The 24,541-nt window shown below is 44.1% G+C and carries 21 protein-coding genes; 5 read left to right on the top strand and 16 right to left on the bottom strand.

From position 1 onward, the window contains the following. Positions 1-63: 63 nt before the first annotated feature. From xerD to QMA01_RS02945, 3 genes are all read right to left on the bottom strand, one after another. Positions 64-966, bottom strand: a complete 903-nt coding sequence (gene xerD / locus QMA01_RS02955; RefSeq protein WP_290214250.1) for a site-specific tyrosine recombinase XerD — start codon at positions 964-966, stop codon at positions 64-66. Positions 967-1,078: 112 nt separating this feature from the next. Next, the gene (gene fur / locus QMA01_RS02950; protein ID WP_008430965.1) at positions 1,079-1,540 is read right to left on the bottom strand and encodes a ferric iron uptake transcriptional regulator; all 462 of its coding nucleotides are present in this window, start codon (positions 1,538-1,540) and stop codon (positions 1,079-1,081) included. A 104-nt stretch (positions 1,541-1,644) separates the two neighbouring features. Continuing rightward, on the bottom strand, positions 1,645-2,196 hold the full coding sequence (locus QMA01_RS02945) for an NUDIX domain-containing protein (protein WP_191714198.1): 552 nt from the start codon (positions 2,194-2,196) through the stop codon (positions 1,645-1,647). A gap of 79 nt (positions 2,197-2,275) precedes the next feature. Here QMA01_RS02945 and QMA01_RS02940 point away from each other — a divergent pair, with 79 nt between their 5' ends. Beyond that, positions 2,276-3,178, top strand: a complete 903-nt coding sequence (locus QMA01_RS02940; RefSeq protein WP_290214249.1) for an aldo/keto reductase — start codon at positions 2,276-2,278, stop codon at positions 3,176-3,178. 63 nt (positions 3,179-3,241) lie between these two features. On the opposite strand, the gene QMA01_RS02935 is transcribed toward QMA01_RS02940, so the two are convergent. The 11 genes from QMA01_RS02935 to QMA01_RS02885 form a co-directional block, all read right to left on the bottom strand. Then, the gene (locus QMA01_RS02935) at positions 3,242-3,940 is read right to left on the bottom strand and encodes a Crp/Fnr family transcriptional regulator (RefSeq protein WP_191714196.1); all 699 of its coding nucleotides are present in this window, start codon (positions 3,938-3,940) and stop codon (positions 3,242-3,244) included. 59 nt (positions 3,941-3,999) lie between these two features. After that, positions 4,000-5,013 (bottom strand): GTP 3',8-cyclase MoaA, encoded by a 1,014-nt coding sequence (gene moaA, locus QMA01_RS02930; RefSeq protein ID WP_191714195.1) that lies wholly within the window; start codon positions 5,011-5,013, stop codon positions 4,000-4,002. A gap of 57 nt (positions 5,014-5,070) precedes the next feature. Continuing rightward, a complete protein-coding gene (locus tag QMA01_RS02925) occupies positions 5,071-6,600 on the bottom strand; it encodes a nitrate/nitrite transporter (protein WP_191714194.1) in 1,530 nt (509 codons plus the stop codon). A 346-nt stretch (positions 6,601-6,946) separates the two neighbouring features. Beyond that, complete coding sequence (locus QMA01_RS02920; RefSeq protein ID WP_191714193.1) at positions 6,947-7,474, bottom strand: hemerythrin domain-containing protein; 528 nt, start codon at positions 7,472-7,474, stop codon at positions 6,947-6,949. Between the two features lie 25 nt (positions 7,475-7,499). After that, entirely contained in the window at positions 7,500-8,147 is a 648-nt protein-coding gene (locus QMA01_RS02915) for a response regulator transcription factor (protein WP_191714192.1), read from the bottom strand. Continuing rightward, positions 8,144-9,178 (bottom strand): sensor histidine kinase, encoded by a 1,035-nt coding sequence (locus QMA01_RS02910; RefSeq protein ID WP_191714508.1) that lies wholly within the window; start codon positions 9,176-9,178, stop codon positions 8,144-8,146. Before QMA01_RS02910 ends, QMA01_RS02915 begins: the two co-directional genes overlap by 4 nt. A 32-nt stretch (positions 9,179-9,210) precedes the next feature. After that, complete coding sequence (locus QMA01_RS02905) at positions 9,211-9,669, bottom strand: GAF domain-containing protein (protein ID WP_290186119.1); 459 nt, start codon at positions 9,667-9,669, stop codon at positions 9,211-9,213. Between the two features lie 38 nt (positions 9,670-9,707). Next, positions 9,708-10,397 (bottom strand): respiratory nitrate reductase subunit gamma, encoded by a 690-nt coding sequence (narI, locus tag QMA01_RS02900; RefSeq protein ID WP_191714190.1) that lies wholly within the window; start codon positions 10,395-10,397, stop codon positions 9,708-9,710. Beyond that, positions 10,384-10,959 (bottom strand): nitrate reductase molybdenum cofactor assembly chaperone, encoded by a 576-nt coding sequence (gene narJ, locus QMA01_RS02895; protein ID WP_290214248.1) that lies wholly within the window; start codon positions 10,957-10,959, stop codon positions 10,384-10,386. Before narJ ends, narI begins: the two co-directional genes overlap by 14 nt. After that, entirely contained in the window at positions 10,952-12,538 is a 1,587-nt protein-coding gene (gene narH, locus QMA01_RS02890; RefSeq protein ID WP_191714188.1) for a nitrate reductase subunit beta, read from the bottom strand. The genes narJ and narH overlap by 8 nt, the downstream gene beginning before the upstream one ends. Continuing rightward, positions 12,528-16,202, bottom strand: coding sequence for a nitrate reductase subunit alpha (locus QMA01_RS02885; protein WP_290214247.1), 3,675 nt, complete (start codon positions 16,200-16,202; stop codon positions 12,528-12,530). The genes narH and QMA01_RS02885 overlap by 11 nt, the downstream gene beginning before the upstream one ends. A 461-nt stretch (positions 16,203-16,663) precedes the next feature. On the opposite strand from QMA01_RS02885, the gene QMA01_RS02880 reads away from it, so the two are divergent. Together QMA01_RS02880 and QMA01_RS02875 are read left to right on the top strand one after the other, a co-directional pair. Further along, positions 16,664-17,089 carry a hypothetical protein gene (locus QMA01_RS02880; RefSeq protein WP_290214645.1) on the top strand — a complete coding sequence of 142 codons (426 nt, stop codon included), beginning with the start codon at positions 16,664-16,666 and terminating at the stop codon, positions 17,087-17,089. Beyond that, positions 17,086-18,930 (top strand): tetratricopeptide repeat protein, encoded by a 1,845-nt coding sequence (locus QMA01_RS02875; protein ID WP_290214246.1) that lies wholly within the window; start codon positions 17,086-17,088, stop codon positions 18,928-18,930. Before QMA01_RS02880 ends, QMA01_RS02875 begins: the two co-directional genes overlap by 4 nt. Before the next feature lie 84 nt (positions 18,931-19,014). On the opposite strand, the gene QMA01_RS02870 is transcribed toward QMA01_RS02875, so the two are convergent. Continuing rightward, a complete protein-coding gene (locus QMA01_RS02870) occupies positions 19,015-19,257 on the bottom strand; it encodes a hypothetical protein (RefSeq protein ID WP_203339461.1) in 243 nt (80 codons plus the stop codon). A 148-nt stretch (positions 19,258-19,405) separates the two neighbouring features. Further along, a complete protein-coding gene (locus tag QMA01_RS02865; RefSeq protein ID WP_290214245.1) occupies positions 19,406-20,443 on the bottom strand; it encodes a zinc-binding alcohol dehydrogenase family protein in 1,038 nt (345 codons plus the stop codon). Between the two features lie 369 nt (positions 20,444-20,812). Here QMA01_RS02865 and QMA01_RS02860 point away from each other — a divergent pair, with 369 nt between their 5' ends. Together QMA01_RS02860 and QMA01_RS02855 are read left to right on the top strand one after the other, a co-directional pair. Next, positions 20,813-23,140, top strand: a complete 2,328-nt coding sequence (locus QMA01_RS02860) for an S-layer homology domain-containing protein (protein ID WP_290214244.1) — start codon at positions 20,813-20,815, stop codon at positions 23,138-23,140. A gap of 140 nt (positions 23,141-23,280) precedes the next feature. After that, positions 23,281-24,462, top strand: a complete 1,182-nt coding sequence (locus QMA01_RS02855; RefSeq protein WP_290214243.1) for an MFS transporter — start codon at positions 23,281-23,283, stop codon at positions 24,460-24,462. The last annotated feature ends 79 nt before the right edge of the window (positions 24,463-24,541 follow it).

The raw sequence follows: 24,541 nt of genomic DNA, 5'->3' as shown, positions 1-24,541 counted from the left end.
GTTCCTCCTTATTTTCATTTAATTTTACCACACATCCGCCTCTCGTCGGAAGTCAGACCTCTTTTAAGCGCGCGGATGAAATTGAGAATAGACATCCTTTAAACGGGTTTTGCTGACGTGTGTATAGATTTGTGTAGTCGAGATATCTGCATGTCCAAGCATTTCTTGGACGGCACGGATATCTGCTCCGTTTTCCAATAAATGCGTCGCAAAAGAATGGCGCAGCGTATGCGGCGTCAATTCTTTTTGGATTCCTGCTTTTTGGGCATGCTGCTTCAGCAGTTTCCAGAAGCCTTGGCGCGTCAGCCGTTTGCCGCGTTGATTGATGAACATGGCATCTGTTTTTTCTCCGCTCTTAAGCAACTCCATGCGTCCCACCTCTAAATATGTCTGGCATGATTTCAATGCGGATTTGCCTAAGGGAATGATGCGTTCTTTTCCGCCTTTACCAGTGCATCGGACAAACCCCATTGTTAGATGGATGTCTTCTATATCCAAATTGATGCATTCACTGACACGCATTCCACTGGCATATAATAATTCCAGCATTGCCTGATCCCGCAACCCATTTGCTTTGTTGGTGGCGGGCGCCTGAATTAAAGCGTCCACTTCTTCAATTGACAGGATGTTCGGCAGCTTTTTATCCATTTGAGGCATCTCAAGATGGACGGTCGGATCCGTTTCAACGATCCGTTCCCGAATCAGAAATTGATGGAATGACCGAATGGAAGATATATGGCGTGCGACTGTCCGCGGAGTTTTGGTCGATTCTTTCAGATGGCGCAAATGATTTAAGATATGTACCCGTTCGACCCTGCTCAAGGATTCCAGCTGCTCCACTTCTTTTAAATACTGTAAATAAGCTTTCAAATCGCGTTCGTAAGACGATAATGTGTTGTCGGCAAGCTGTCTTTCAACACGGAGAAAATGCACATAATCGTCGAGTGCATCTTTGCCAAAGTTCATCTGTCTGCCCCCTTTATTTATTGCCCGGTAAGTAAATCCTAGTCTTCGTAAACATCTGACAGTTTTCCCATTCAAAAAGGACGGCCAGTATGGGCCGTCCTTTTGGCATCAGTTATTCTGATGGATTTTGAGAATTGCTGTCATTGCAGCGCCAGCAGATGCCATGAAAAGTAAGACGGTGGTCTTTAATTTGAAAATTCCAGCGTTTCTCTACTATATTCTCGACATCTTCCAATAGATCTTCCTGTATTTCATCGACTGCTCCACATTCCAAGCAGACAAGGTGATGATGGAAATGTGCTGCGCCTTCCTGACGCAAATCATAACGCGACACGCCGTCACCAAAATTTATTTTGTCGACAATTTTTAATTCCGTTAAAAGCTCCAACGTTCGGTAAACAGTTGCCAATCCAATCTCCGGTGCAATGTCTTTCACTAAAAGATAGACGTCTTCAGCACTCAGATGGTCTTCTTCATGGTCTAGCAAAACTCGAACTGTCGCTTCACGCTGTGGCGTCAATTTGTAACTCGCAGCGTGTAATTGCTTTTTAATCCGATCGATTCTGGTTTCCATGCGACGCCCTCCCTTAAACTGCCTCTATTATATCAAAAGGGAGTTCTCAATTACAACCATACTATCTGTGGTTTAATTAGAATCGTTACAAAGTGATAATTGTTTCAATTCTCAATTGATAATCGTTGCTTTGCCCACAGTATCGCAAATGCTGTTTTGGCATCATAAATTCGTTCGTCCAAAACCATTTGTTCTGCTTCTTCAATCGTTACTTCCATTAATTCCACAAATTCATCGTCGTCCAACACAGCGCCGTTTGTTGCTTTGCTTAAACCTTCTGCCGCAAACAAATGAACCACTTCGTCCGCAAATCCGGGAGATGTGGCAAAAGTTTGTATTTTAACCAATTTCTCTGCTGTGTACCCTGTTTCTTCTTCCAATTCACGCATTGCCGTATATTCAGGTGCCTCTCCCGGCTCCAGCTTTCCTGCAGGAATTTCCACCAAGGACCGTTCAAGCGCTTTACGGTATTGTTCCACCAAAACAATTTTGTTTTCGGGCGTAATAACGATGATTGCGACCGCTCCAGGATGCTCAATCAATTCACGTTTTGACGTATGGCCATTCGGAAGAGACACATCGTCAACTTTCAAGTTAATAATTTTCCCTTCATATATACGATTGGAAGAGATCGTCTTTTCTTCAAACTTTTTCATTGGAATCCTCTTTTCATTTGTTGTTTCTCTGAGGAAAAGTATACCATATAAGATACGACAGACTAAATGAGGTGCAGAAATGAAGAAACGTTTTTTGGGAAATAGCGGAATTGAGGTAAGTGAAATCGGCTTGGGCTGCATGTCCCTGCCAACAGAAAAAAAAGAAGCAGGCATCATTGTAGATGCCGCAATTGCCCATGGCATCAATTATTTCGACACGGCGGATTTGTATAACAAAGGCATCAATGAGGAGGTAGTTGGGCAGTCTTTAAAGCGCCACCGAAAAGATATTGTCCTAGCCACTAAAGTGGGCAACCAATGGAATACGCATTCTGATGAGGTCAAGTGGAATCCGACAAAAGCGTATATCAAAGAACAGATTCACGCGAGTTTAAAACGCCTGCAGACAGATTACATCGACTTGTATCAATTGCATGGCGGCATGATCACGGATGATTCCGAAGAAACCATTGAGGCTTTTGAAGAATTAAAAGAAGAAGGGCTCATTCGTGCGTATGGCATTTCCTCCATCCGGCCTAACGTCATCAAACGCTTTCTCGAAAAAAGTAATATTTCTTCAATCATGATGCAATACAGCCTACTGGACCGCCGGCCGGAAGAACTTCTCGACAGCATTGGACAAGCTGGAAAATCAGTCGTTACACGCGGGTCGCTTGCGAAAGGTCTATTGACTGGTGAAGGACTTCAGCGTGCAGAAAAAATGGGCAGCTATATGGGGTATGCGGCAGAGGAATTGAAAACCACTCTTCAGAAATTATCGGCAGTCCATGACAACCTGCATGCCTTGGCATTACAGAGCGTATTGCAGCACGACACGGTCAGTTCTGTCGTCGCTGGAGCCAGTTCAGCCGATCAGCTCAAAACGACTATCCAAGCATACAAAACACCGGTTTCCACCGAGCAAATCACAGAGGCTGAAACACTGACTCGCCAAGATCTCTATCAGGATCATCGAGAATAAGCTAAACCTAACAAAAAAACCAGCAGCAATCCGTTGTTAACCGACGGGATTGCTGCTGGTTTTCTATTTATAAAGCGACAAGTTTTCCATATCCACGATCCGGATGGCCCGTTGGTCGAATTGCTGGATCCATCCTTCATCTTCAAACTTGGCCAATTTCCGGCTGATCGTTTCCGGCGTAGTTCCGAGATAAGAAGCAAGATCTTTTCGCGACATCGGCAATCGGATCTCTTTGCTTTGGCTGGATTCAGCTTGCTGGATCAAATACAACGCAACTCTCGTCTCCGTATCTTCTGTTGTAAAACTGATCACTTGATGTTCTGCCTGATCCAGTCTCAATGAAAATTCCTTGATGATTTTCAAAGATATTTGCGGATATTTCAAAAACAAGTCGTTTATGTCTCCACTGCTGATCGTACACAATTCTGTAGCTTCCATCGCTTCTGCATAAGAATCGTGGACATTGTCTGTAAAAAGAGCTAGTTCTCCTGTGAAATCACCCGGCTGCAAAATCCGGATCACCTGCTCTTTGCCACTTTCAGTCAAACGGTATACTTTCAATTTTCCTTTATGGATAATGTACAAGGAATTGGATTTTTCGCCAGCCCTGTAGAGAATTTCGCCTTTTGGCAACTTTCGCCCTTTGGTCGTAGCAGCGACTTCTTTCAGTTCGGCTTGTTCAAGATGGTTAAAAATTGGAACGATGGATACACATAGATGCTCATGTGGCGAAGATGGTTGCTTTAACCCATTGCTCTCCATACTTTCCCTCCTGTATTGATCTATATAGTTAAATCTCTCCTTTAACTATACCCGAAAGATCAACCGCCTATATAAGACATGCCGATTTTCTTCCGGCTTTTGGCACTTTCTTCAGTCCGTTCATCGGAATAACGATCTCTTCTCCCGCTCCAAACTGCACCGATTGCATCAAGTAGCTGTAGATCATCCCAATCATCCCGTAGAAGTTTGCGGATATCGAATCCTTCCGTAGCGAAAAGGCACGTGTAGAATTTACCATCTGACGATAATCTGGACCTTGTACACGAAGAACAGAACGATTCTGAAACGGAAGTAATAAAACCAACTTGGGCTTCGCTGCCTTCATAACGGTACCGTTTAGCCACTTCCCCAAAATAATCTTCGTCGACAGCCGTTAATGTATAAACCGATTCGAGCTTCCGGAGGATTTCCTGTTTGGTTACGACTTTTTCAAAGCTCCAATTATTGTCATTTCCGACATCCATAAACTCAATAAAACGCAATGTGATTTCCCGTTCCTTGAAATATGCCGCCATAGGAAGGATTTCAGCATCATTGACATTTTTTTGGACCACCATATTCACTTTGATTTCAAATCCAAGAGCTTTTGCGTAGTCTATTTGTTCCAAAATATTTTCTGAGCTGACCCCTCGACCGTTCAAGCTTCCGAATAATTCCGGATCCAGTGCGTCGAGGCTGATGTTCAGCCTTCTGAGTCCCGCATCGTACAAAGCCTGGCCATGCCGTTTAAGCAGCAAGCCATTAGTGGTCAATCCGACATCTTCTACTCCTTCAACTGAAAAGATCATTTTGATCAATTCCGGCAACCCCCTGCGCAATAAAGGTTCTCCGCCCGTTAATCGGATTTTTTTAACCCCCATCGACACAAATAATCTGGTAAGCCTTTGGATTTCCTCAAAAGTCAGCAATTCCTGTTTAGGCAAAAATGCATAGTCGTCACCGAACACCTCTTTTGGCATGCAGTAAGAACACCGGAAGTTGCAGCGGTCTGTAACAGAAATGCGCAAATCCCTCATTGGACGCCCCAGTTGATCGGTCAATGGTTCCATCATCTTATCCACCTTTCTTAAACACTTCATTCGTATAAAAGAGATTTTTTGGTCTCTTGTTCATGTAGTCATCACTGGAATGGTGACGGTTTTTTTCTTGTATTCAGAAGTGATATCAGTGAATGTACCGACATATCGGACGACTTCACCCGTATCATCCTTTACTGCACTGATATTCAACCATTGAAGGTACTCCTCGCCATTTTTGCGGCGGTTCCAAATTTCGCCTTGCCACATTCCCTTCTGCTCAATTTCCTGCCACATTTCTTTATAGAAGTCTTTTGGCTGTCTGTCGGATTTCATGATGTTTGGGTTTTGGCCGATGACATCCGATTCTTCAAAGCCGGTCAATTTAGTGAAAGCCGGATTCACCGTTTTTATTTTTCCGGAAATGTCTGTCACCAAAATGCCTTGTCCGGTTGACTTGAAAACTTCGGCCGCCAGCTGCAGACGGTCCTGGTAGTACATCCAGACAACCAGCACGAGACTCGCCAATGCTACTTGGGAGAGGAGCATGAATCCGATTGAATATTGGCCCGTAACTGAAAAGATAATCGACAGCATAATCGGTGGGAAAAATCCGCCGAGGCCACCCATCATGGATACGATTCCGTTTGCAATACCGGCCTGCTTATTGAAGTAAAACGGCACTAGTTTAAAGATTACGCCGTTGCCAATACCCGCACTTACTGCAATAGCCAGCGTACCGACTGTGTAAATTCCGATTGTTGGAGAAAAAGCCAACACGATCGCAGCGATGGTATAGATGAAGAACGTCCCCATCAACAGCAGCAAAGGCTGCAGTTTATCGGCAAGCCATCCGCCTACCGGCCGAAGAAAAGTCGCAAGTGCGATAAAGCCGGCAGTCCGCATGCCCGCGTCCACTTTTTCCAATCCGAAATTGCTGACAAGGAAGTTGGGCAGATAAATCGTAAATGCAACAAAAGAGCCGAATGTGATGAAATAGAACAAGGAAAAGAACCAAAGTTTTTCATTTTTATAAACACCCTTAATCTGCTCAATAATAGGGGTTTTCACTTTCGGTTCATGGCGGTCACCAAAGAAGAAATTCAATGCTGCAAAAATCAGCAACAGGATCAGGTAGATCTTGACAGTGTTTGACCAGCCAATCTGTGTGGCAATCAGTGGAGCAGAAAATGTAGTGACGGCTGTACCGATGTTACCGGCACCATAAATTCCGTTGACGAGTCCGTGTTTCTCCTTCGGATAGTATTTCGGAAGCGAGGTTACCCCTACTGAAAAGACTGCTCCGCCGATTCCCAGGAATAATCCACTGATGATGAGGTCTGTAAAACTGGAGGCTTCACTTAAGTAAAAGACCGGAAACAAAAGCAGGATAAAACTTACTAGAAAAATAATTCGCGCTCCAAAGACATTGGCGTAATAGCCAAGTGGAATCCGCAGAATTGAGCCCAGAACAACCGGCACAGCCGTTACGATAGCCAGTCTTTCTGGAGCTATGGTTATATCTTCGCTGATAAATGGAATCAGGGAAGATATAATCACCCACACCATAAAACCGACCACGAGATTCATTGTTTGAAGGGGCAATTGCAGTTTCTTGATCATCAAAATCACCTTTTCCACTGAATTTTCTGTACGATTTTTTCATATTGATTCCCTGCCTTCATTGTATCCCGAGAGTACCTGCATTTTAATAAGGGAGAGCCCTTCTACTGGGAGGGGAAACCCTTAAATTAAGAAAAGCGCAAGCGCCCGTTTAGTCCCGACCAGCGCTGGAGGAAATGCCGGTAATGGCGTTTCTTGCCATTGTCGGTATTGCCGAAGCGACTCGAGGGACTGGGCGCTGGAGTCTGAAAAAATAAGAAAAGCGCAAGCGCCTAATCTCTTGACCAATAAAAAAAGGCTGTCCCAAAATCATTTTTTATGATTTTGGGACAGCCCCTCAAGCTTTTCAGGTGATAAGGGTATTCAGTTTTTTGTATAATTCATCCTGATCGGCTGCTTTCATGGCTTTTTCAGCCATCGGAAACAGCACGGTTTCCTCTTTCATGAAATGGACCGTCAAGACTTCAAATGCCTCTGCCGCATCCTGAGCGACTGTCTTCATCTGTTCCAATGTCAATAAGTCGATATTGTCACGGGTATGGTGAAAGAAATGACCGATATACGCATCGATCTCCTGATGCTCGTCTTGAATACCGACGAGCGGGCCCTGCTCGAATCCGATATAATTTCCTAATGCGGGAAAAAAGAATTCTTCTTCTTTGTCCGTATGATTTTTAAAAGGCTCAATAAACTCAAAAAGTTTTTGGCGTAAAATCTTCATGTTTTCACGGCCAGCTTCCAGGCTAAGCCCTTCATCTTCAAAAGACAGGACCAGCGCATGCCATTCATTCATTAAGAACGTTAAATAAGCATGTTCATTTTCCAATAGCCTCATACCAGGTTCCTTAAAACGAAGCTCTGATTTTTCTGTCATCAAAAGACCAACTCCCAGCTTTTCGTCAAAAATTCAATAGTTTTTTCTTTAATACGTATTCCACTAATTCAGGCCTGCTCTTCAACTGGAGCTTTTCCATAATTTTTGCTTTATGGGCTTCGACCGTTTTTACAGAAATGAAGAGCTTTTGGGCAATTTCCTTATTGCCATAACCCTTCGCAACCAATGGCAGAACTTCGATCTCCCGTTTAGACAATAATTCAAAAGGATCCGATTCTTTTACTTTGTGGTCTTTATTGACTAATTCGCGTACCAATGAAGTAGCCATTTTGGGATGGATGTAGGTTCCACCATTGTAGATGACGCGAATGGCCTGAAGCAATTCTTCATCCGGCGCACTTTTCAACATATAACCCGAAGCGCCATTTTTTAATACATGAAACAAATACTCTTCATCATCATGCATCGTGAGCACAAGAATCTTGGTTTCAGGAAAATCTTCCTTGATCTTCCCTGTCGCCACTAATCCGCTCTCGCCAGGCGGCATGCTCAAATCCAGCAGCAGCACATCCGGCTGATGCTTGGCTACCATCTGGTAAGCTTCAATTCCATCAGCTGCCATGGCGATCACTTCCATATCCTCTTGGAAATTGAGGATCATTGAAAACCCGCTGCGCACAATCGCGTGGTCATCCGCTATGACTATCTTCATTTCGCCACCTCCCGCTTTTCGTCTAAAGGCACACGCAAATGCACGGTCGTTCCTTTACCGACTTCAGAATCGATGGTTACATTCCCCGATACCAATTCAGCTCGTTCGTTCATGCCATAAAGGCCAAGCCCTGTGCCCATCGGATGGTCTCCAACGATAAAACCTGCACCTTTGTCTTTTACGCTCAACTGCAAGCTATCCCCTTCTTCGAATAAATGAACTTGGATAGTCTCCACTTGCGCATATTTTATCGCATTCAAAACAGCTTCCTGGCAGATCCGATACAATACGGTTTCGACTTCATTTTCATAACGGGTCTTTTTGACTGTCGACTTAAAATCAATGGTTAAACCGAAACTTTCCTCCACCCGTTTAAAGTGGGAACGGAAAGCCGCCTCCAGCCCAAAGTCATCAAGCGCTGAGGGACGCAGTTCTACAGACAGATTACGGATATCGTCCATCAACCGGATTAATGTTGACGTACTTTCATTGGTTTTCTTCAAGACTTCTGTGTCATCTGTCATGTATTTAAGTGCACGCAAATCCACGACCGCACTTAAAAGTTCTTGCGCAACGCTGTCATGCAGCTCTCTTGAAATCCGCTTGCGTTCATTTTCCTGGGCTTTAATGACATTTTTCATCATTTTGTTTTGCTGCAGTTTGTTTTGCGTTTCAAATTGCATCGACAAATCCCTTAAGATGAAGACCCTCGTGCCTTTTTCCGCATCGATAACATGGAAGGTTGCTGCGTACGGAACAATGCCTTTTCCGACTGTTTCCAAAAAAACCTGAAAAGAGGTGAAGTCCTCATGATTGGAACTTGTGAAATAACAGTCTTTGCAGGTTGTCAGATCGCTTTCGCTGGTATACCCTCTGCAGACATTGCATAAGGCGTTTTCGGCTCCTTTTTTCAGCTGTTCCAGCACATGGTCATCCATTATATTTTCTGCTGCCGGGTTCATTGAAATGGTACTGCCTTCGCTCGTAAAAAAGAAAATTGCTTCTGTGCTGTTTTCGTACATCTTCAGCATGAGATCAATCAATTGATCTTTTTTCCCCGAAATCAATTCCACATCAATTCCTTCCCGTCCAGCGTTCCTATGTCGGATTTAGACATGCTGATCAGCATCTGAAATCTTTCCGGTGTCATCAAATGGGGTTCTCTAAAGCCGCCCAACAGCACCCCTACCACTCTTCCGCTATGCCATAACGGAGCAGCGCCAATACTCTTTAGGTTTTCAAGTTTTAAAATAGGATAGTTGAATAAATCTTCCTTTGCTGCAAATTTTTCCACATCAGCCACCAGAATAGGTTTGCCATTCTTAAAAACGCCTCCCGCTATTCCTTTGCCTGATTGCAGCACTACTTTTTTTATGCGTTCACTTATGTTGCCTGAAATGTATTGCCATTTTAATACATGCAAGTTTTCCGCCGGTTCGACTAAAGCAAGCGCAATAATATCACAACCAAGAGCTTCCCGGATTTTTTCAATTTGCAATTGATATTCTTCTGTATAATCCATGCTTTTGTCTCCTATTAAACTAAAAAGAGAACATCTCTTTAATTTGTTGGTTTATGTCTCCTGTACAGGATATAACTTCTGCCTACATAATTCAACGGTACACTCCAAACATGCACAAGACGGGTAAACGGCCAAAAAGCAAATATGGCAAAGCCTGTTAAAACATGAATTTTAAACGACCAAGGCACGTCTGCCATGATAGCCGGATTTGCTCTAAACAAGAACAAATCCCTGAACCAGACTGAAATCGTCATGCGATAATCGAAGTCGGGCTGCACTACATTCGTGACCAACGTGGCATACATTCCGACGAACACAATGAACAAAAGCAGTGAGTTTACTGCAAGATCAGAAAAAGAACTTAATTTGCGGACACTGGACAGCGAAAAGCGTCGAAAAGTGAGAATAATCATGCCGATCAACGTCATGAAACCAAAAATCCCACCGATATAGATAGCACCGATATGATACAAATGATCATTGACGCCAATAGCATTCATCCAGGCAATCGGAATTGCCAACCCTCCGATATGGCCAAAAATGACAGGAATAATGCCAAGGTGAAACATCAAGCTGCCAATCATTAATTGTTTTTTTTCAATAAATTCACTGGATTTGGCTGTCCAATGAAATTTATCAACTCGGTAGCGATAGATGTGCCCAAAAACGAAGATGGCCATGCAGAGGTAAGGAAAGACCACCCAAATTAATCTATCAAGCGTTTCCATCGACAGGCACCTCCTGCTCGATACAGACTTTAAACGTTTCACGCAATCCTTTAACAAGATGGAAATAGGGGCTGTCTTTTTTCTCAAGTGATTTCAACAGATGATAGGTTCCATCCTCCAGAACGGCAATCAGCATCCGGAAACTCTGAGGCGCCCGTGGATCCCCCAGCCACTCAGCTGCATAAAGAAATTCGCAAATGAGTGGCAGGAAATCGGATAATTCCGAATCCGGCATTTCAAGACCGAACATTTCATACGAGACTTTCAGTTTAGCAAGCATCTGGCCCCGTTCTTTGGCATCTTCAAACTTGAAATAGGTCATGAACAGCGTGCTGTCTTTGTCAAAATCAAAAATATCGGTATACATTTCCTGGATTTCATCCAAGCTCAATTCATGCATCAGTTCCCAATATTGCTGAACATAATTATACGCCGGATGATCCGCATCGAATGATTCCTCAATCAACGATGGATGAAAATCAAGCTTCTGCGGATAGGTCAAGTGATGGGCAAAAAAACCGAATGACAATTTATAACGATATAGTTTCTCTAAATTAATCACGCCATATACCTCCGTAGAAGTTTTCTTCATAAATTTCTTTACCGGTTTTCGTAGCTGTTCCAGTTGGGCTTGGCGTTGCCGGGCCACAGCTGTCACAGGATCCACCGGAGTCAGTTCCCCACCCTCCCATGCCTTCTGTATCAAACCCTTCCATCCCCTGCGCACGGTACGGATTGACACGTCCTTCTCTATGCGTACTTGGAATGACGAAACGATCCTCATATTTGGCGATTGCCAGAAGGCGGTACATTTTCTCAGTCTGATGGGCTGTCATGCCGATCCGTTCCAGGCGGCTTTCATCGAATTCCTTGCCAGTTGTCTTGGCACGCATATACGAGCGCATCATTGCCATGCGCTGCAGCGATTTCTTAACTGTTTCCGTATCGCCGGCCGTCAGCATATTCGCCAAATACTGAATCGGGGTCCGCATTTCTTCGATTGCCGGGAAAATCATATCCGGATTTTTAATAGAATCTTTGCCTTCAAAATAGTTCATGATTGGACTAAGCGGCGGCACATACCAAACCATCGGCAAAGTCCGGTACTCCGGATGTAACGGGAAAGCGAGTTGATGTTCAATCGCCAGTTTGTAAACCGGCGAGTTCTGCGCTGCTTCTATCCAGTCTTCTGATATGCCATCTTTTCTGGCCATCGCAATCATTTCAGGATCAAACGGGTCAATAAATAGGTCACATTGCGCTTTGTATAAATCTTTTTCGTCTGGTGTGGAAGCCACTTCCAGCACGCGATCTGCATCATACAAAAGCACCCCTAAATAACGGATGCGGCCCGTACAGGTTTCTGAGCAAACGGTTGGCAGCCCCGCTTCGATCCGCGGAAAGCAGAATGTGCATTTCTCGGCTTTATTGGTTTGCCAGTTAAAGTAAACTTTTTTGTAAGGGCAGCCTGTCATACAATAGCGCCAGCCTCGGCAAGCTTCCTGGTCGACCAGGACGATACCATCTTCTTCGCGTTTGTAAATCGCGCCAGAGGGACATGATGCTACACAGCTCGGATTCAGGCAGTGTTCACAAAGTCTCGGTAAATACACCATAAACGCTTTATCGAAATTGAATTTGATTTCTTCTTCGATTTTTTGGATATTCGGATCCAACGGTCCCGTAATATGCGCTCCTGCCAGATCATCTTCCCAGTTCGGACCCCATTCAAGGTCCATCTTCTTCCCAGTGATGGCTGAATGTGCACGTGCAACCGGTGAGTGTTCCAATTCTCCAGCGTTGGTCAAATGCTCATAATTATATGTCCAAGGCTCATAATAATCCTTCATTTCCGGCATATCCGGGTTGTAAAAGATTTTCCCCAACGCGACTTTTGATAATTTATTCCCTGACTTCAATTCCAGTTTCCCTTTGCGGAGCTGCCAGCCGCCTTTATAAAGTTCCTGATCTTCCCAGCGCTTCGGATACCCGATGCCAGGTTTTGTTTCCACGTTGTTGAACCACATATACTCTGCACCTTTACGGTTGGTCCACGTGGTCTTACACGTGACACTGCAGGTATGGCAACCGATACATTTATCCAAATTCATCACCATCGCTACTTGCGCTTTAATCTTCAAGCCAGTCAACCTCCTTCATTTTCCGAACTGCCACGTATTCATCGCGCTGATTACCGATAGGGCCGTAGTAATTGAAGCCGTAACTGAGCTGAGCATATCCGCCGACCATTTGAGTCGGTTTGAGGTGAATGCGGGTCGGCGCGTTATGGCTGCCGCCACGGGTATCCGTAATTTCAGAACCAGGCACTTGAATGTGTTTGTCTTGAGCGTGGTACATGAACATCGTACCCCTCGGCATCCGGTGGCTGACGACAGCGCGCGCTGTGACAACGCCGTTTCGGTTATACACTTCGAGCCATGCATTATCGTCGATATCGTGTGCTTTTGCATCTTCGTTGTTGATCCAGACAGTCGGACCGCCGCGGAATAGCGTCAGCATATGCTGATTATCCTGATAGGTGGAGTGGATATTCCATTTGCCGTGAGGCGTCAAATAACGCAGCACCAGCGAATCAACGCCGCCTCTTATCTTTTTATCATTCTTGCCGAATACCATCGGCGGTAATGTCGGTTTATAGATTGGCAAAGCTTCGCCGAACTGCTGGAAAATTTCATGGTCGATATAGAAATGCTGTCGGCCTGTCAATGTCCGGAATGGCACTAAACGCTCAATATTTGTTGTGAATGGAGAATACCGTCGCCCCATTTTATTGGATCCACTGAACACCGGCGTCGGAATAACTTCACGCGGTTGGACAGTGATACTTTGGAACGTGATTTTTTCTGCTGCGCGGTCTGCTGAAATATCCTTCAACTCTACGCCTGTATCTTTTTCTGCTTCAATATATGCTTTTTGTGAAACACGTCCGTTTGTTGCCGATGAAAGGTTCAGCATGGCATCCGCCACTTGTCGAGCCGTTTGGATTTTTGGCAAACCATTTTTGATGGTTTCATCAAAGAACGTACCGTTGATGTGCTTCAATTCCTCATACTCATCCGCTACAGAGAAGCTGACACCATGCGCACCGGTTTTGCCGACAGCTAAATTAGGTCCCAAGGTAATGTATTTGTCATGTATTTTGGTGTAATCCCGCTCTACAATACTGAAATTCGGCATTGTTTTGCCAGGGATTGCTTCGATTTCCCCTTTAGTCCAATCTTTAACGACACCCATCGGCTGTGAAATTTCACTTTTTGTATCATGTGCAAGAGGGGTGATGACCACATCTTTATAGACGCCAGGCAAATGTGTTTTCGCCATCTCTGAGAATCTTTCAGCTAATTTAGCGTAGATATCCCAATCAGAACGGGATTCCCACAGGGGGTTGACTGCCGGATTAAATGGATGTACAAAAGGATGCATATCAGTTGAAGACAGATCGGTCTTTTCGTACCAAGTCGCTGCAGGCAAGACAATATCTGCGTATAGAGGAGTCGAAGTCATCCGGAAATCAAGTGCAACCATAAGATCCAGTTTGCCTTCAACATCTTCCCTCCAAACGATTTCTTCTGGTTTTTCATCGACGTTCGGTTCAGCCAACAAGCCATCTTTGGCACCTAACAGATGCTTCATAAAGTATTCCTGGCCTTTAGCAGAACTCGAAATTAAGTTGGAACGCCAGATGAACAGTGTTCTCGGAAAGTTCTCCGGTGCACCTGGATCTTCCACCGCAAATTTCGTTTTACGGGAAATAACTTCTTCCACTGCGTAATCGATAATCTCTTTATTGGTCTTTGCACCTTTTTCAGCAGCTTCTTCTGCAAACAGCAAGCTATTTTTATTGAATTGTGGATAAGAAGGGAGCCAGCCTAATCGTGCTGCCAGCACATTATAGTCAGCCGGGTGCTGATAGGCGACATCTTCTGCCAAAGGTGACGTCAACACATCTACGCCACTTTCCTCATATCTCCATTGTTCTGTTGCAAAATAGAAGAAGGAAGTTGCATTCTGCAGTCTTGCAGGGCCTTGCCAATCTTTCGCGAAAGCGACAGTCGACCATCCTTCAATCGGACGGCATTTTTCCTGTCCGACATAATGCGCCCATCCACCACCATTGACGCCCTGGGAAGCTGTCAGAATGACCAGGTTCAAAATTGCGCGGTAAATCGTGTCACTGTTGAACCAATGGTTGATGCCAGCACCCATGATGATCATCGAGCGTCCGCCTGTATCGATCGAGTTTTGTGCAAATTCACGTGCAATCTGCGTAACGATTGATGCTTTGACGGATGTCACTTTTTCCTGCCATGCAGGAGTATAAAATGAGGTTTCATCGTCGTAGCCTTTTGCATTATATTCACTTTCCGTACGAATAATTCCGTATTGGCTCATCATCAGATCATAAACAGTTGCCGCGTAGCGTTCTGTACCATCTGCCAATATTACTTTTCTTGCAGGAATAACCCGCTTGAAGACGCCATTTCCCTGATTATCGAAATACGGGAAGACGATTTCCTTCCATTCTTCCTGGTGGCCAACAACACTCATCGCCGGGTTCACTTTGGAGCCATCTTCATTTTCGAGAATCAGGTTCCATTTTTTATCTTCTTCCCATCGCTGCCCCATCGTGCCATTCGGCACCATCAATTTATCGGCCGCCTCGTCAAAGATGACCGGTTTCCATTCTGCATGCTCTGATGTATCTCCCAAATCGCTGGCGCGCAAGAATCGTCCACCTTTTAATGTATCTTCATGCGGATCCAATAAAATCATAAATGGCATATCCGTATATTGTTTCGCGTAATTGATGAACATCGGCTCTTGGCGCTTTTGATAGAATTCATCCAGAATAACGTGCGTCATGGCTTGAGCTAGTGCTGCATCCGTTCCAGGGTGAGGAGCCAGCCAATTATCGGCGAATTTAACATTCTCTGCATAATCAGGAGCTACCGATACCACTTTTGTTCCTTTATAGCGGACTTCTGTCATGAAATGCGCATCCGGTGTTCTGGTCATTGGAACATTCGATCCCCACATCATCAAATACCCGGCGTTATACCAATCCGATGACTCCGGTACATCTGTCTGTTCTCCCCATATTTGTGGAGATGCAGGTGGGAGATCCGCATACCAATCATAAAAACTAAGCATTTCACCACCAAGAAGTGAAATAAATCTTGCTCCTGAAGCGTAGCTGACCATCGACATCGCTGGAATTGGCGTAAAGCCAGCCACGCGGTCTGGTCCGTATTTCTGTATGGTGTAGATCAATTGTGCTGCGATCAATTCCAAAGCATCTTCCCAATTGACGCGGATGTGTCCGCCTTTTCCACGGGCAGATTTATAGAACATCGCTTTCTCAAGATCTTCTACAATACTTGCCCATGCATCCACCGGGTTCGGGTGGCTGGCTCGCGCCGCTTTCCAAAGACGCCAAAGTTTACCGCGCATATAAGGGTATTTCACTCGCAGTGGACTGTATTCATACCAAGAAAATGTAGCACCCCTTGGACAGCCGCGCGGTTCAAATTCAGGCATATCAGGTCCGCAGGAAGGATAATCGATCTGCTGATTTTCCCACGTGATGATTCCATTCTTCACGAATACTTTCCAACTGCATGATCCTGTACAGTTTACTCCGTGTGTGGTGCGGACTACTTTATCGTGCGACCATCTTTGGCGGTACATATTTTCCCAATCCCGGCTTTTTTCCTCCAGGATGGACCAACTGCCCGAATAACTTTCGACTGGTTTAAAGAAATTCAATCCAAATTTTTTCTTCATCGCGTATACCCACTCCTTCTCATGAATGAAAACTATTGAAGGGAATCAATTACAAATTCATTCGTATGCTTTTATTATGTTAGTCCCCTATACAAGTTCCCATTAGGGAATGTCCTACAGAAGCACTGGAATTCCCTTGTTCATTGAAAACTGCAAAAATACTGTTTAGCCCAAAATTTCCATATTCCATTATTTATCGAGGGTTTCCGATAAGCTGTCCAATAAAATCAGGTTGTTTTTCATTGAGATATGCCTCAAGACAGTGAATTCCAGCAGATTCTTATTTTCTCCAATGAAAAACCGAAAAAAAATGCCGATTTCCATCTATTTTTCCAGCTTCAAAACTCCCCGTTTCTCATCGGATAAGGGAGTTCCCTCTTTCACCAAAGGAAATGCCCTAGCTGGAAAATCAGCGGTTTTTGGCATGTTATACTGAAAAAAAATGAGGGGAATGAATGACTATGTCAGGACCATCTTTGCGCCAGCTGCATGCCCATCATGCCATCCATGAAGGCGCCTTATCTGGAGCAGTAACTAAAACAGAAGAAGTTGAAGATTTATTGAGAGCTAAAGAATACGAAGTTGCCCATCAAGCGGCGGATCATTTGCTGGAGTATTGGGAAACACGGATCATCAGCCATGCGGATGCAGAGGAAGAAGGATTTTACCAGGAAATGATCGACCAGAAACCAGAACTCAAGCAAACAGTGGCTGATTTGACACGCGATCATGATATCTTGCGCATCATTGCGGCTGACATCAAAATATTGCTTGCAGAAGAAGGCCTCAGCTATGAAGTCATGAAACAGTTTCATGCACTTTTGGTAGTGAACGCCATCCATAGCCGCGATGAAGAACGTCTGCTGCTTCAGGAGCCTTCTATATGATAAAAGCGATTGGCAGAAACGAGCTTTGCCATTGTGAAAGCGGCAAAAAATATAAAAAATGCTGTGGGACGGGCGGATCCTCCAAGCTGATGATTGAAGAACAAAACAAAGTACTGCAAGGGACGCTTCGGGATTTTTTTGAAAATAATCCCCGTCGGTCAGAACAGAAAGAATTGGTGAAATGGAAAGATAAAGTCGAAAACCTTCTCGTCCCACTTTACGGAGAAGATAAATCGAATGGCATTATCGGAGATATCTTTTTCTTTTCTGAACGCGTCGATGTATGGAATAGTTTTATTGAACGGAAGATCATCAAGGAAGAAAGAATGCAAATCAAACTGATCCTTGAATCCTGGCTTAACCCACTGTTTATGGCCGGCGAAGTTCTTTCCGTTTCCAATTACCAAGCTCAAGTCCGTGATTTGCTGACTAAAGATATTATGGAAATTGAAGTTAATGAGTCTTTTCCGGTTGAAGCTGGAACCATAGCCACCGGTTTCTATTTGCCCGATGTCCGGATAGGCGAGCATTTCATGATGGTGTTGAACAGCCTGACGGTTGCTGTTAAAGTGAAACCGGAAAGTGTCCGAAAGCTTCAGGAGATGTATCAGTCATCCGAAACGGCAAACGCAAAGGAATTCTACAGCCGGAACATTTTGGCTGTTTACCAGCTCCTAAGCAGTGGCCTTCTGAGCACCGAAAAAGTCGCTTATGCTGTTCTTGAAACTGTGGAGGAATTGGAGAATTTCCTAATTGCCCATGATTTGAAGAGTGACGAATTAATCGAAGCCTTCTTTCATTACGCAGAACCCTTAGCAATGATTCCTAAAGAAGCGGTCGCCGGCGCAGTCCAATTTGCCATCGATCACCAATTGGTGAAGCTCGACTGGAAGACTGAAGAAACCGCACAGCATTTTGGCGTGGATACAGAAGGACTGACACTTTTCAAAAATGACCTCGGTTCTTTTTATCACACCGCCAAAAGCAAAGAAGACCCAGAGAAAGGAGCCGTTTATGCATTTGAAGTCGGAACGGATCCCAAAGGCAATGAACTGCAGAATTGGCAATTATATATGCATTTGAAAAATGCGACCATTACAAGTGAAAATGAATTGAAACGCCAGATGGAGTACTACCACAGCAAATCCTATGAACCGAAAACCAAAGCTGAAAAAGCTCAACTTCTTGCCTACAGTGCCTATACAACTATAAATCGGACCAGCCAAGTGGAGCAGATTCAGAGGTTGGATCCCCAAAATACAGATGCCTTCCTACTGGCAGCTGAAATGGAAGAGAATTTGTCCTTAAAAGAACAATTTCTTCAAAAAGCGGTTTCCAGCGGAAAAGAACGCTTTGAACCGGAAATGGATGTAGCTTGGTTGTACGTTCCAAACCGGCCGTATTTGAGATCCCTATTTTTGCTTGGAAATTTCTATTGGGAGCAAGCCCGCTTCGAAGAGGCTTTCCCTATTTATTATGAGGTGCTGCGTTTGAACCCAGGAGATCATCAGGGGGTAAGATATTTAGCGGTTTCGGCGTTAATCGCCTTGGGCCGCCTTAAAGAAGCCGAGAGTCTGATCAGCCATTACGAAGAAGAACTCAACGATAATGCATTCTATGCTTGGTTGAGGTGGTCTATGGAGCGGCAGAAAGGAATACTTTCCCAAACTGCTCAAACGACTTATATAGAAGCCATCGATCAAAATCCATACGTAAAGAAATATGTCGAACAACGGATTGCCGCTTTGCCTTATCCGAAATCGTCTGTCATCACCCCACGTTCTCCTGAAGAAGCAGGGCTAATCTGGACGTTTTTGGCACCTACTCTCGAGAATCTGTAAGCAAGATTCGAATCAGCAGAACAACTGAATAAATCAAAAAAGAGGCTGTTCTTCTTTAATAGAAGATGCAGCCTCTTAATTTATTCAGCTATTGATTGAACTGGTTTGATTGTCGTCTTTTGCAGAATCAAAATTCCCTTGACCAACCCTTTGGCGAATTTCATCTTCAGTTAACTTTCTTCCGATGGGTCCTGTCGGAATATCAGTGGAACTATTCTCTCTTTCCGCACGTTCCACTCGCGCAAAACCTGCATTCGTTTCACGGCCAATCCGTTCTCTTTCAGCCCTGCTTGAATAAGTTTCTTCCGGTTTTTTTTCATCAGCCATTGATGTTCCTCCTTTTAATGATTGTCAACTAAATTTCCATCAAGCAGAAGTGTGGGTGGATACATATTCACCATAACATCATTTTTCTGATTATTCAAAACAGAAGAAAATTTATGGAATAATTTTGACTCAGTTTTCTTTTGGCATTTTAGGGACAAATCGGACCCTCAACGACAATTTTTCCGATAGTTCGCCCTGTGAGCAGGATCTCATAGGCTTCTTTTAATGTCTCTGGGTTGAGAGGCGCAAGTTTTTTGGACATTGTCGAACGAATTTCCCCTTCATCCACCCAATCTGCTAACTGGTTCAGAATATGATGCTGTGAAATCATATCCTTTGTTTGATACACTGAGCGCGTATACATCAACTCATAGGAAAAGCTGACCGATTTTGAAAACAAAGCTGGATGAAGCGGCTTCATTGCCGGTAAGATCGAACAGATTTTACCTTGTGGAAGGATAGCATTAGCCATGCTCTCCATGTGGTCATCGATATTGGTTAAACAGAATATATAATGAACCCCCGAAATACCCAAAGCTTCCAATTGCGGTTCAAAAGCTTCGTGATGATTGATGATAAAGTCTGTTTTATGATTCAACGCCCACTCTTTTGATTCTGGACGGGAAGCAGTTCCTACGACAGTCAATCCGGCTAATTTAGCCATTTGAGTGGCCACAGATCCCACCCCGCCTGCTGCACCGATAATCAAGATTACTTTTTCTTTGTTATCAGTCGGATTCCGTGATACACCAAGCCGATCAAAAAGCGCTTCGCTGGCTGTGACGCTGGTCAGAGGCAGTGCTGCAGCTTCCGCAAAACCGATGCTTTTCGGCTTCTTTCCAACAATCCGCTCATCTACCAGCTGGACTTCGCTAAGGCTTCCCGGCGCAATGCTTGTACCGGCATAAAACACTTCTTCTCCCACCTGAAACAACTTGCAGTCATCCCCTGTTTCTACAACAATTCCTGACGCATCACGTCCAACGACCGTTAATGTCTGATCATCTTCCCCTTTGGCGTCACGAGTCCGCAGATCCGTCGGATTGACCGATACCGCACGGACTTCAACAAGCAAATCTCTTCCTGCCGCTTTTGGACGGTCAATTTCAACCTTCTCAAAATTCGGCGCCGCTGTTTTCGATCCTGGATTATAAAAGCCTAATACATTCATCTTATCTTTACTCACTTCACTTCGCCGCCCTTTCAATCTTATGAATATTTATTGATAAATCTCCAGTCATTGTACTCTTCCCTCTAAATAGGTTCAAAAACTTTGCCTTTTTTTATGACAATGTTATCCAACTATAAAGCAGGTAATCCTGCCTTGTTTTATCCCATGTAAGCTGAAGGTAATGCTTCAGATAATTAAATATTCTAAAAATATGGAAAATTAAGTTGTTTTTTATTTTTTATTTGTTATTATGAATAAATAGGTTCACTAAAAAATAAAAGAAAGGATATATATCCCTAGTAAACTATTTTTTTATAATTAATTTTGTTTATTTAAGTCTTTTTACCTACTAAACATGCAACACCCATTAAAGGAGGACAACAGATGATTAAAAAGTTTTTCACCACCACAGCGGCAGTAGCTTTAGTGCTAACCAGTGTTTCGTTAACTCCACTGGCAGCCCCGCAAAAACCAGAACAGGTAAAGCCTGCTAATTACTCAAAAGATGTCAGCCTTACACCCACCTTAGAGGCTATTGTAAAAGATTCAACAGGGGCAGGCATCAAAACCGTCGATTTCAAAAAAGGATTCAAATATGATTTTGCAGGCAAAGGGATAACCGGCTTTGCAAATGATTCAGCCGACAACCCGATTACTGTGCCGATCCAAACAAATGCCACTCCTTTAACGGGTGAACAAATAAAAGCAATGGCAGCTGACGACGGAAAAACAGCCGTCACCAAAAGCAGCAACGGCTTTCCTTCTCAACGTTTTGTAGTTGACGTCTCCAAGGACTTGGCAGCCGGCAACGCGATCCAGCTGTATTGGGAAGGAAAAACTTTGGCAAGTGGTTTAGCCAATCTTTCAGCATGGGATTATAAAGCGGGCAACTGGGTCGCTTTGAACCAGGCGGAAGGAAATGCAAAGGGCGAAGAAATTGTCCTGAAAGCTGAAATTGATAAAGAGAGATTCGTCAAAGATGGAAAAGTTCAGGCCATGGTCCACGATTCCGGAACGCTGACAGATTCCAAAGATGAAGACTTCTCTATGGTCTGGTTTACGGATACCCAATACTATGCACAGGATTTCCCTGAAGTCTGGACATCCATGACAGACTGGATGATCGACGAATACAAAAAAGGAACTTATGAGTACGCCATGCATACCGGAGACCTTGTCAATAATGTAATCGATGAGGAACAATGGAAAGTTGCAGAGGAAAACTTGGATCGGCTCGATGCTGCCAACATTCCGTATGGGGTACTAGCCGGTAACCATGATGTAGGAATCGACACCCTCAACAAAACTTATGATTATTCCATTTTCGCGAGATACGCTGGAATCGATCGCTTTAAAGACAAATCGTGGTTTGGTGAAGCAATGAACGAAGAAAATCAAAACCATTACGATTTGTTTTCTTTCGGCGATCATGATTTCATTTTTCTATATCTTGGCTACGGAAGAGATGGATCAGCTGAAACCGTCGCTTGGGCAAACAAAGTTCTTAAGCAGCATGCAGACCGCAATGCCATTGTCGGCATGCATGAGAATATCAATTCATTGGCACAATACGTAACCGAACAAGCACGAGTGGTCAACAGAGAAATTGTCGTCCCTAATGAAAATGTTAAAATGGTCCTCAGTGGCCATCATCACGGCGCTAACTACCGTGTCAAACAGGTTGAAAATGAAGATGGCTCAACACGTGAAGTGTTGGAAGTGTTGGCAAATCATCAGGGCAATACTGCTCCTGACCGTGGACAAGGCTATTTGAAGAAGCTGACGTTCGATCCAACAGATGAAACATTGGATTTTGTATCATACTCTCCTTTTGAAAATGATTATGATTTCGAACAATTTGATCCTGCAAAAGAAAGCTTTACAGCGCAATTCGATTTAGCGGATGTAAAAGCAAAAGACAACCCTAGACAAATCGAAACGGATTATGTGGCCGTCAACATCTATACCGACCAGGCTATCGGCCAGGATAAAGACTTGAAATCAGGCGAAGTGGCTTCTGCCGAGTGGAAAGGCTTAAGCAAAAACACCGTTTATCATTGGTACATGAATATAACCAATGCGGCAGGCGAGAGTGAAAAATCACCAATTTATCAATTTACGACTGGTTCAACTGCACCGGATCCAAAACCAGATCCAAAACCAGAACCGACAAAACCAACTTTCCCGGATGTAACGCCTGAAAAGCCTGCTTGGGCTTACGAAGCAATTGAGCGCATGGCAGCAGAAGGCATTATTAAAGGACATCCAGACGGAACTTTCAAATGGAGAGATGGAATTCAACGTCAACATGTATCACTGATGTTCGATCGCGCAGTGGACTTAGAAAATGAACTTCCATATAAAGCGTTCAAAGATGTTCCGAAATCGCATCCGAATTTCGATGCAATCACAGCAACACAACGTGCCGGAATTTTCGAAGGATATAACAACCTATTCCAACCGAAAAGCAAGCTGACACGCGAAGAGATGGCTAAGGTGCTAGTAACAGCGTTTGATATCGAAGCAAAAGGCTCCCATAACTTCCCAGATGTTAAAAAGGGCGGATGGTCAGATAAGTATATCGATACTTTGTACGCTGCTGGGATCACCATCGGTTCAACTAATGGAAAATTCAATCCAAAAGCCGACGTCACGAGAGCAGAGTTTGCTGTCTTCATGGACAGAGCATTGAAATATGATGAAACACATTAATTTTCAAAAAGGAACCTGCAGCCGCGGGTTCCTTTTTTTTCGTCCGAATAGCATCCGAGATATTCCTTATAAATTAACCATAGCCCCTTAAAAAATTCTATAATGGCTTTATCGATAAGGAATAGTAAGGAAGTGAAACAATGATCACTCGCCGAACTGTTATTTCACTCGGTATCTCTCAACTTATCTGCTGGGGAATTTCCTATTATTCGATCGCTGTATTCGGGACACGGATCGCTGCTGATTTGGACTGGAGCGAAACGACTGTCTATGGTGGATTTTCAACAGCCTTAGTGATTATGGCAATTACATCTCCACTGACGGGAAGATTAATCGACCGCTATGGCGGAAGCTTCGTTATGTCGGGGGGATCTGCCCTATTGTCATTAGGCTGCAGCGGCATTGCTTTATCCTATTCTATTGGGATTTATTATGTGTCGTGGGTGCTGCTCGGGTTTGCTATGCGCTTGACTCTCTATGATGCGGCATTTGCAGCATTAGCGCGTATAGGTGGCATACATGCAAAACGCCCCATTTCACAAATCACTCTTTTGGGCGGATTGGCTTCCAGCGTCTTTTGGCCTGTCGGTTTCATGTTAGCTGAAGCTTTCGGATGGAGAGCAGCTCTTCTAATTTATGCGGGATTTTCCCTTTTAACCATCCCTTTGCATCTATCTCTTCCTAAACAGCGGTTCAATAATAAAAAGGAGCTGCCGCCTTCTCTCCTTCCTGTCATTACTGCAGACAAAGAACGATGGGTCGCAGGCAGCCTCTATGCATTGATATTCACGCTGTTAAATATTTTGAACTCTGCCATGTCGACTTACATGATTACTATTCTTGCCGGCCTCGGTTTGACCGCCGCTCTTTCAGTATGGATTTCAACTCTCCGGGGAATAGGACAATCCTTTGCGCGTGTCTGCGAAGTTCTGTTCGGCGCCCGCCTCCATCCTATTTCATTGACAATTTTAGCTTCAGGTATATTGCCCCTTGGTTTTTTCAGCGGACTTCTCAGCGGCCGGTTCCTTATAGCTGCTTTATTGTTTGCATTTCTTTTCGGAGCCGGCAACGGATTGATGACGATTACGCGTGGAACCCTGCCGTTGATTCTGTTTGACCACAATACTTACGGAGCCACCGTAGGAAAATTATTAGTACCTGGCTTCTTGTTGTCTGCGATTTCACCCATTTTTTACACTTTTATCATCGATAAATACGGAGAACAAACAGCGCTTGTTGTTTCTGCAATATTGGCGTTTATCATTTTCGTTCTATCTCTGGTTCTCAAATCACGTTATCTTCACTGCCCTCAACAGAAATAGTTCAAACCACCCGATTTCTTGAAACAGAAACAGCCAACCTCAATTTTCGAGGTTGGCTGCTGTGATGAGTAGATTCGTT

It is taken from the genome of Planococcus notacanthi (genome assembly GCF_030407825.1).
In the GTDB taxonomy this organism is placed as follows: domain Bacteria; phylum Bacillota; class Bacilli; order Bacillales_A; family Planococcaceae; genus Planococcus; species Planococcus notacanthi.
The sequence above is the reverse complement of the archived record's forward strand: the minus strand, read 5'-3'. Positions and strand labels throughout refer to the sequence as shown.

Coding starts and splice junctions, on each gene's coding strand:
- QMA01_RS02860 (WP_290214244.1), top strand. CDS start 20,813: ATGATTAAAAAGTTTTTCACCACCACAGCGGCAGTAGCTTTAGTGCTA.
- moaA (WP_191714195.1), bottom strand. CDS start 5,013: ATGATGGAACCATTGACCGATCAACTGGGGCGTCCAATGAGGGATTTG.
- QMA01_RS02920 (WP_191714193.1), bottom strand. CDS start 7,474: ATGACAGAAAAATCAGAGCTTCGTTTTAAGGAACCTGGTATGAGGCTA.
- narI (WP_191714190.1), bottom strand. CDS start 10,397: ATGGAAACGCTTGATAGATTAATTTGGGTGGTCTTTCCTTACCTCTGC.
- fur (WP_008430965.1), bottom strand. CDS start 1,540: ATGGAAACCAGAATCGATCGGATTAAAAAGCAATTACACGCTGCGAGT.
- QMA01_RS02910 (WP_191714508.1), bottom strand. CDS start 9,178: ATGCTGAAGATGTACGAAAACAGCACAGAAGCAATTTTCTTTTTTACG.
- QMA01_RS02905 (WP_290186119.1), bottom strand. CDS start 9,669: ATGGATTATACAGAAGAATATCAATTGCAAATTGAAAAAATCCGGGAA.
- QMA01_RS02935 (WP_191714196.1), bottom strand. CDS start 3,940: ATGGAGAGCAATGGGTTAAAGCAACCATCTTCGCCACATGAGCATCTA.
- QMA01_RS02855 (WP_290214243.1), top strand. CDS start 23,281: ATGATCACTCGCCGAACTGTTATTTCACTCGGTATCTCTCAACTTATC.
- xerD (WP_290214250.1), bottom strand. CDS start 966: ATGAACTTTGGCAAAGATGCACTCGACGATTATGTGCATTTTCTCCGT.
- QMA01_RS02870 (WP_203339461.1), bottom strand. CDS start 19,257: ATGGCTGATGAAAAAAAACCGGAAGAAACTTATTCAAGCAGGGCTGAA.
- QMA01_RS02875 (WP_290214246.1), top strand. CDS start 17,086: ATGATAAAAGCGATTGGCAGAAACGAGCTTTGCCATTGTGAAAGCGGC.
- QMA01_RS02940 (WP_290214249.1), top strand. CDS start 2,276: ATGAAGAAACGTTTTTTGGGAAATAGCGGAATTGAGGTAAGTGAAATC.
- QMA01_RS02880 (WP_290214645.1), top strand. CDS start 16,664: ATGTCAGGACCATCTTTGCGCCAGCTGCATGCCCATCATGCCATCCAT.
- QMA01_RS02925 (WP_191714194.1), bottom strand. CDS start 6,600: ATGATCAAGAAACTGCAATTGCCCCTTCAAACAATGAATCTCGTGGTC.
- QMA01_RS02915 (WP_191714192.1), bottom strand. CDS start 8,147: ATGAAGATAGTCATAGCGGATGACCACGCGATTGTGCGCAGCGGGTTT.
- QMA01_RS02945 (WP_191714198.1), bottom strand. CDS start 2,196: ATGAAAAAGTTTGAAGAAAAGACGATCTCTTCCAATCGTATATATGAA.
- QMA01_RS02885 (WP_290214247.1), bottom strand. CDS start 16,202: ATGAAGAAAAAATTTGGATTGAATTTCTTTAAACCAGTCGAAAGTTAT.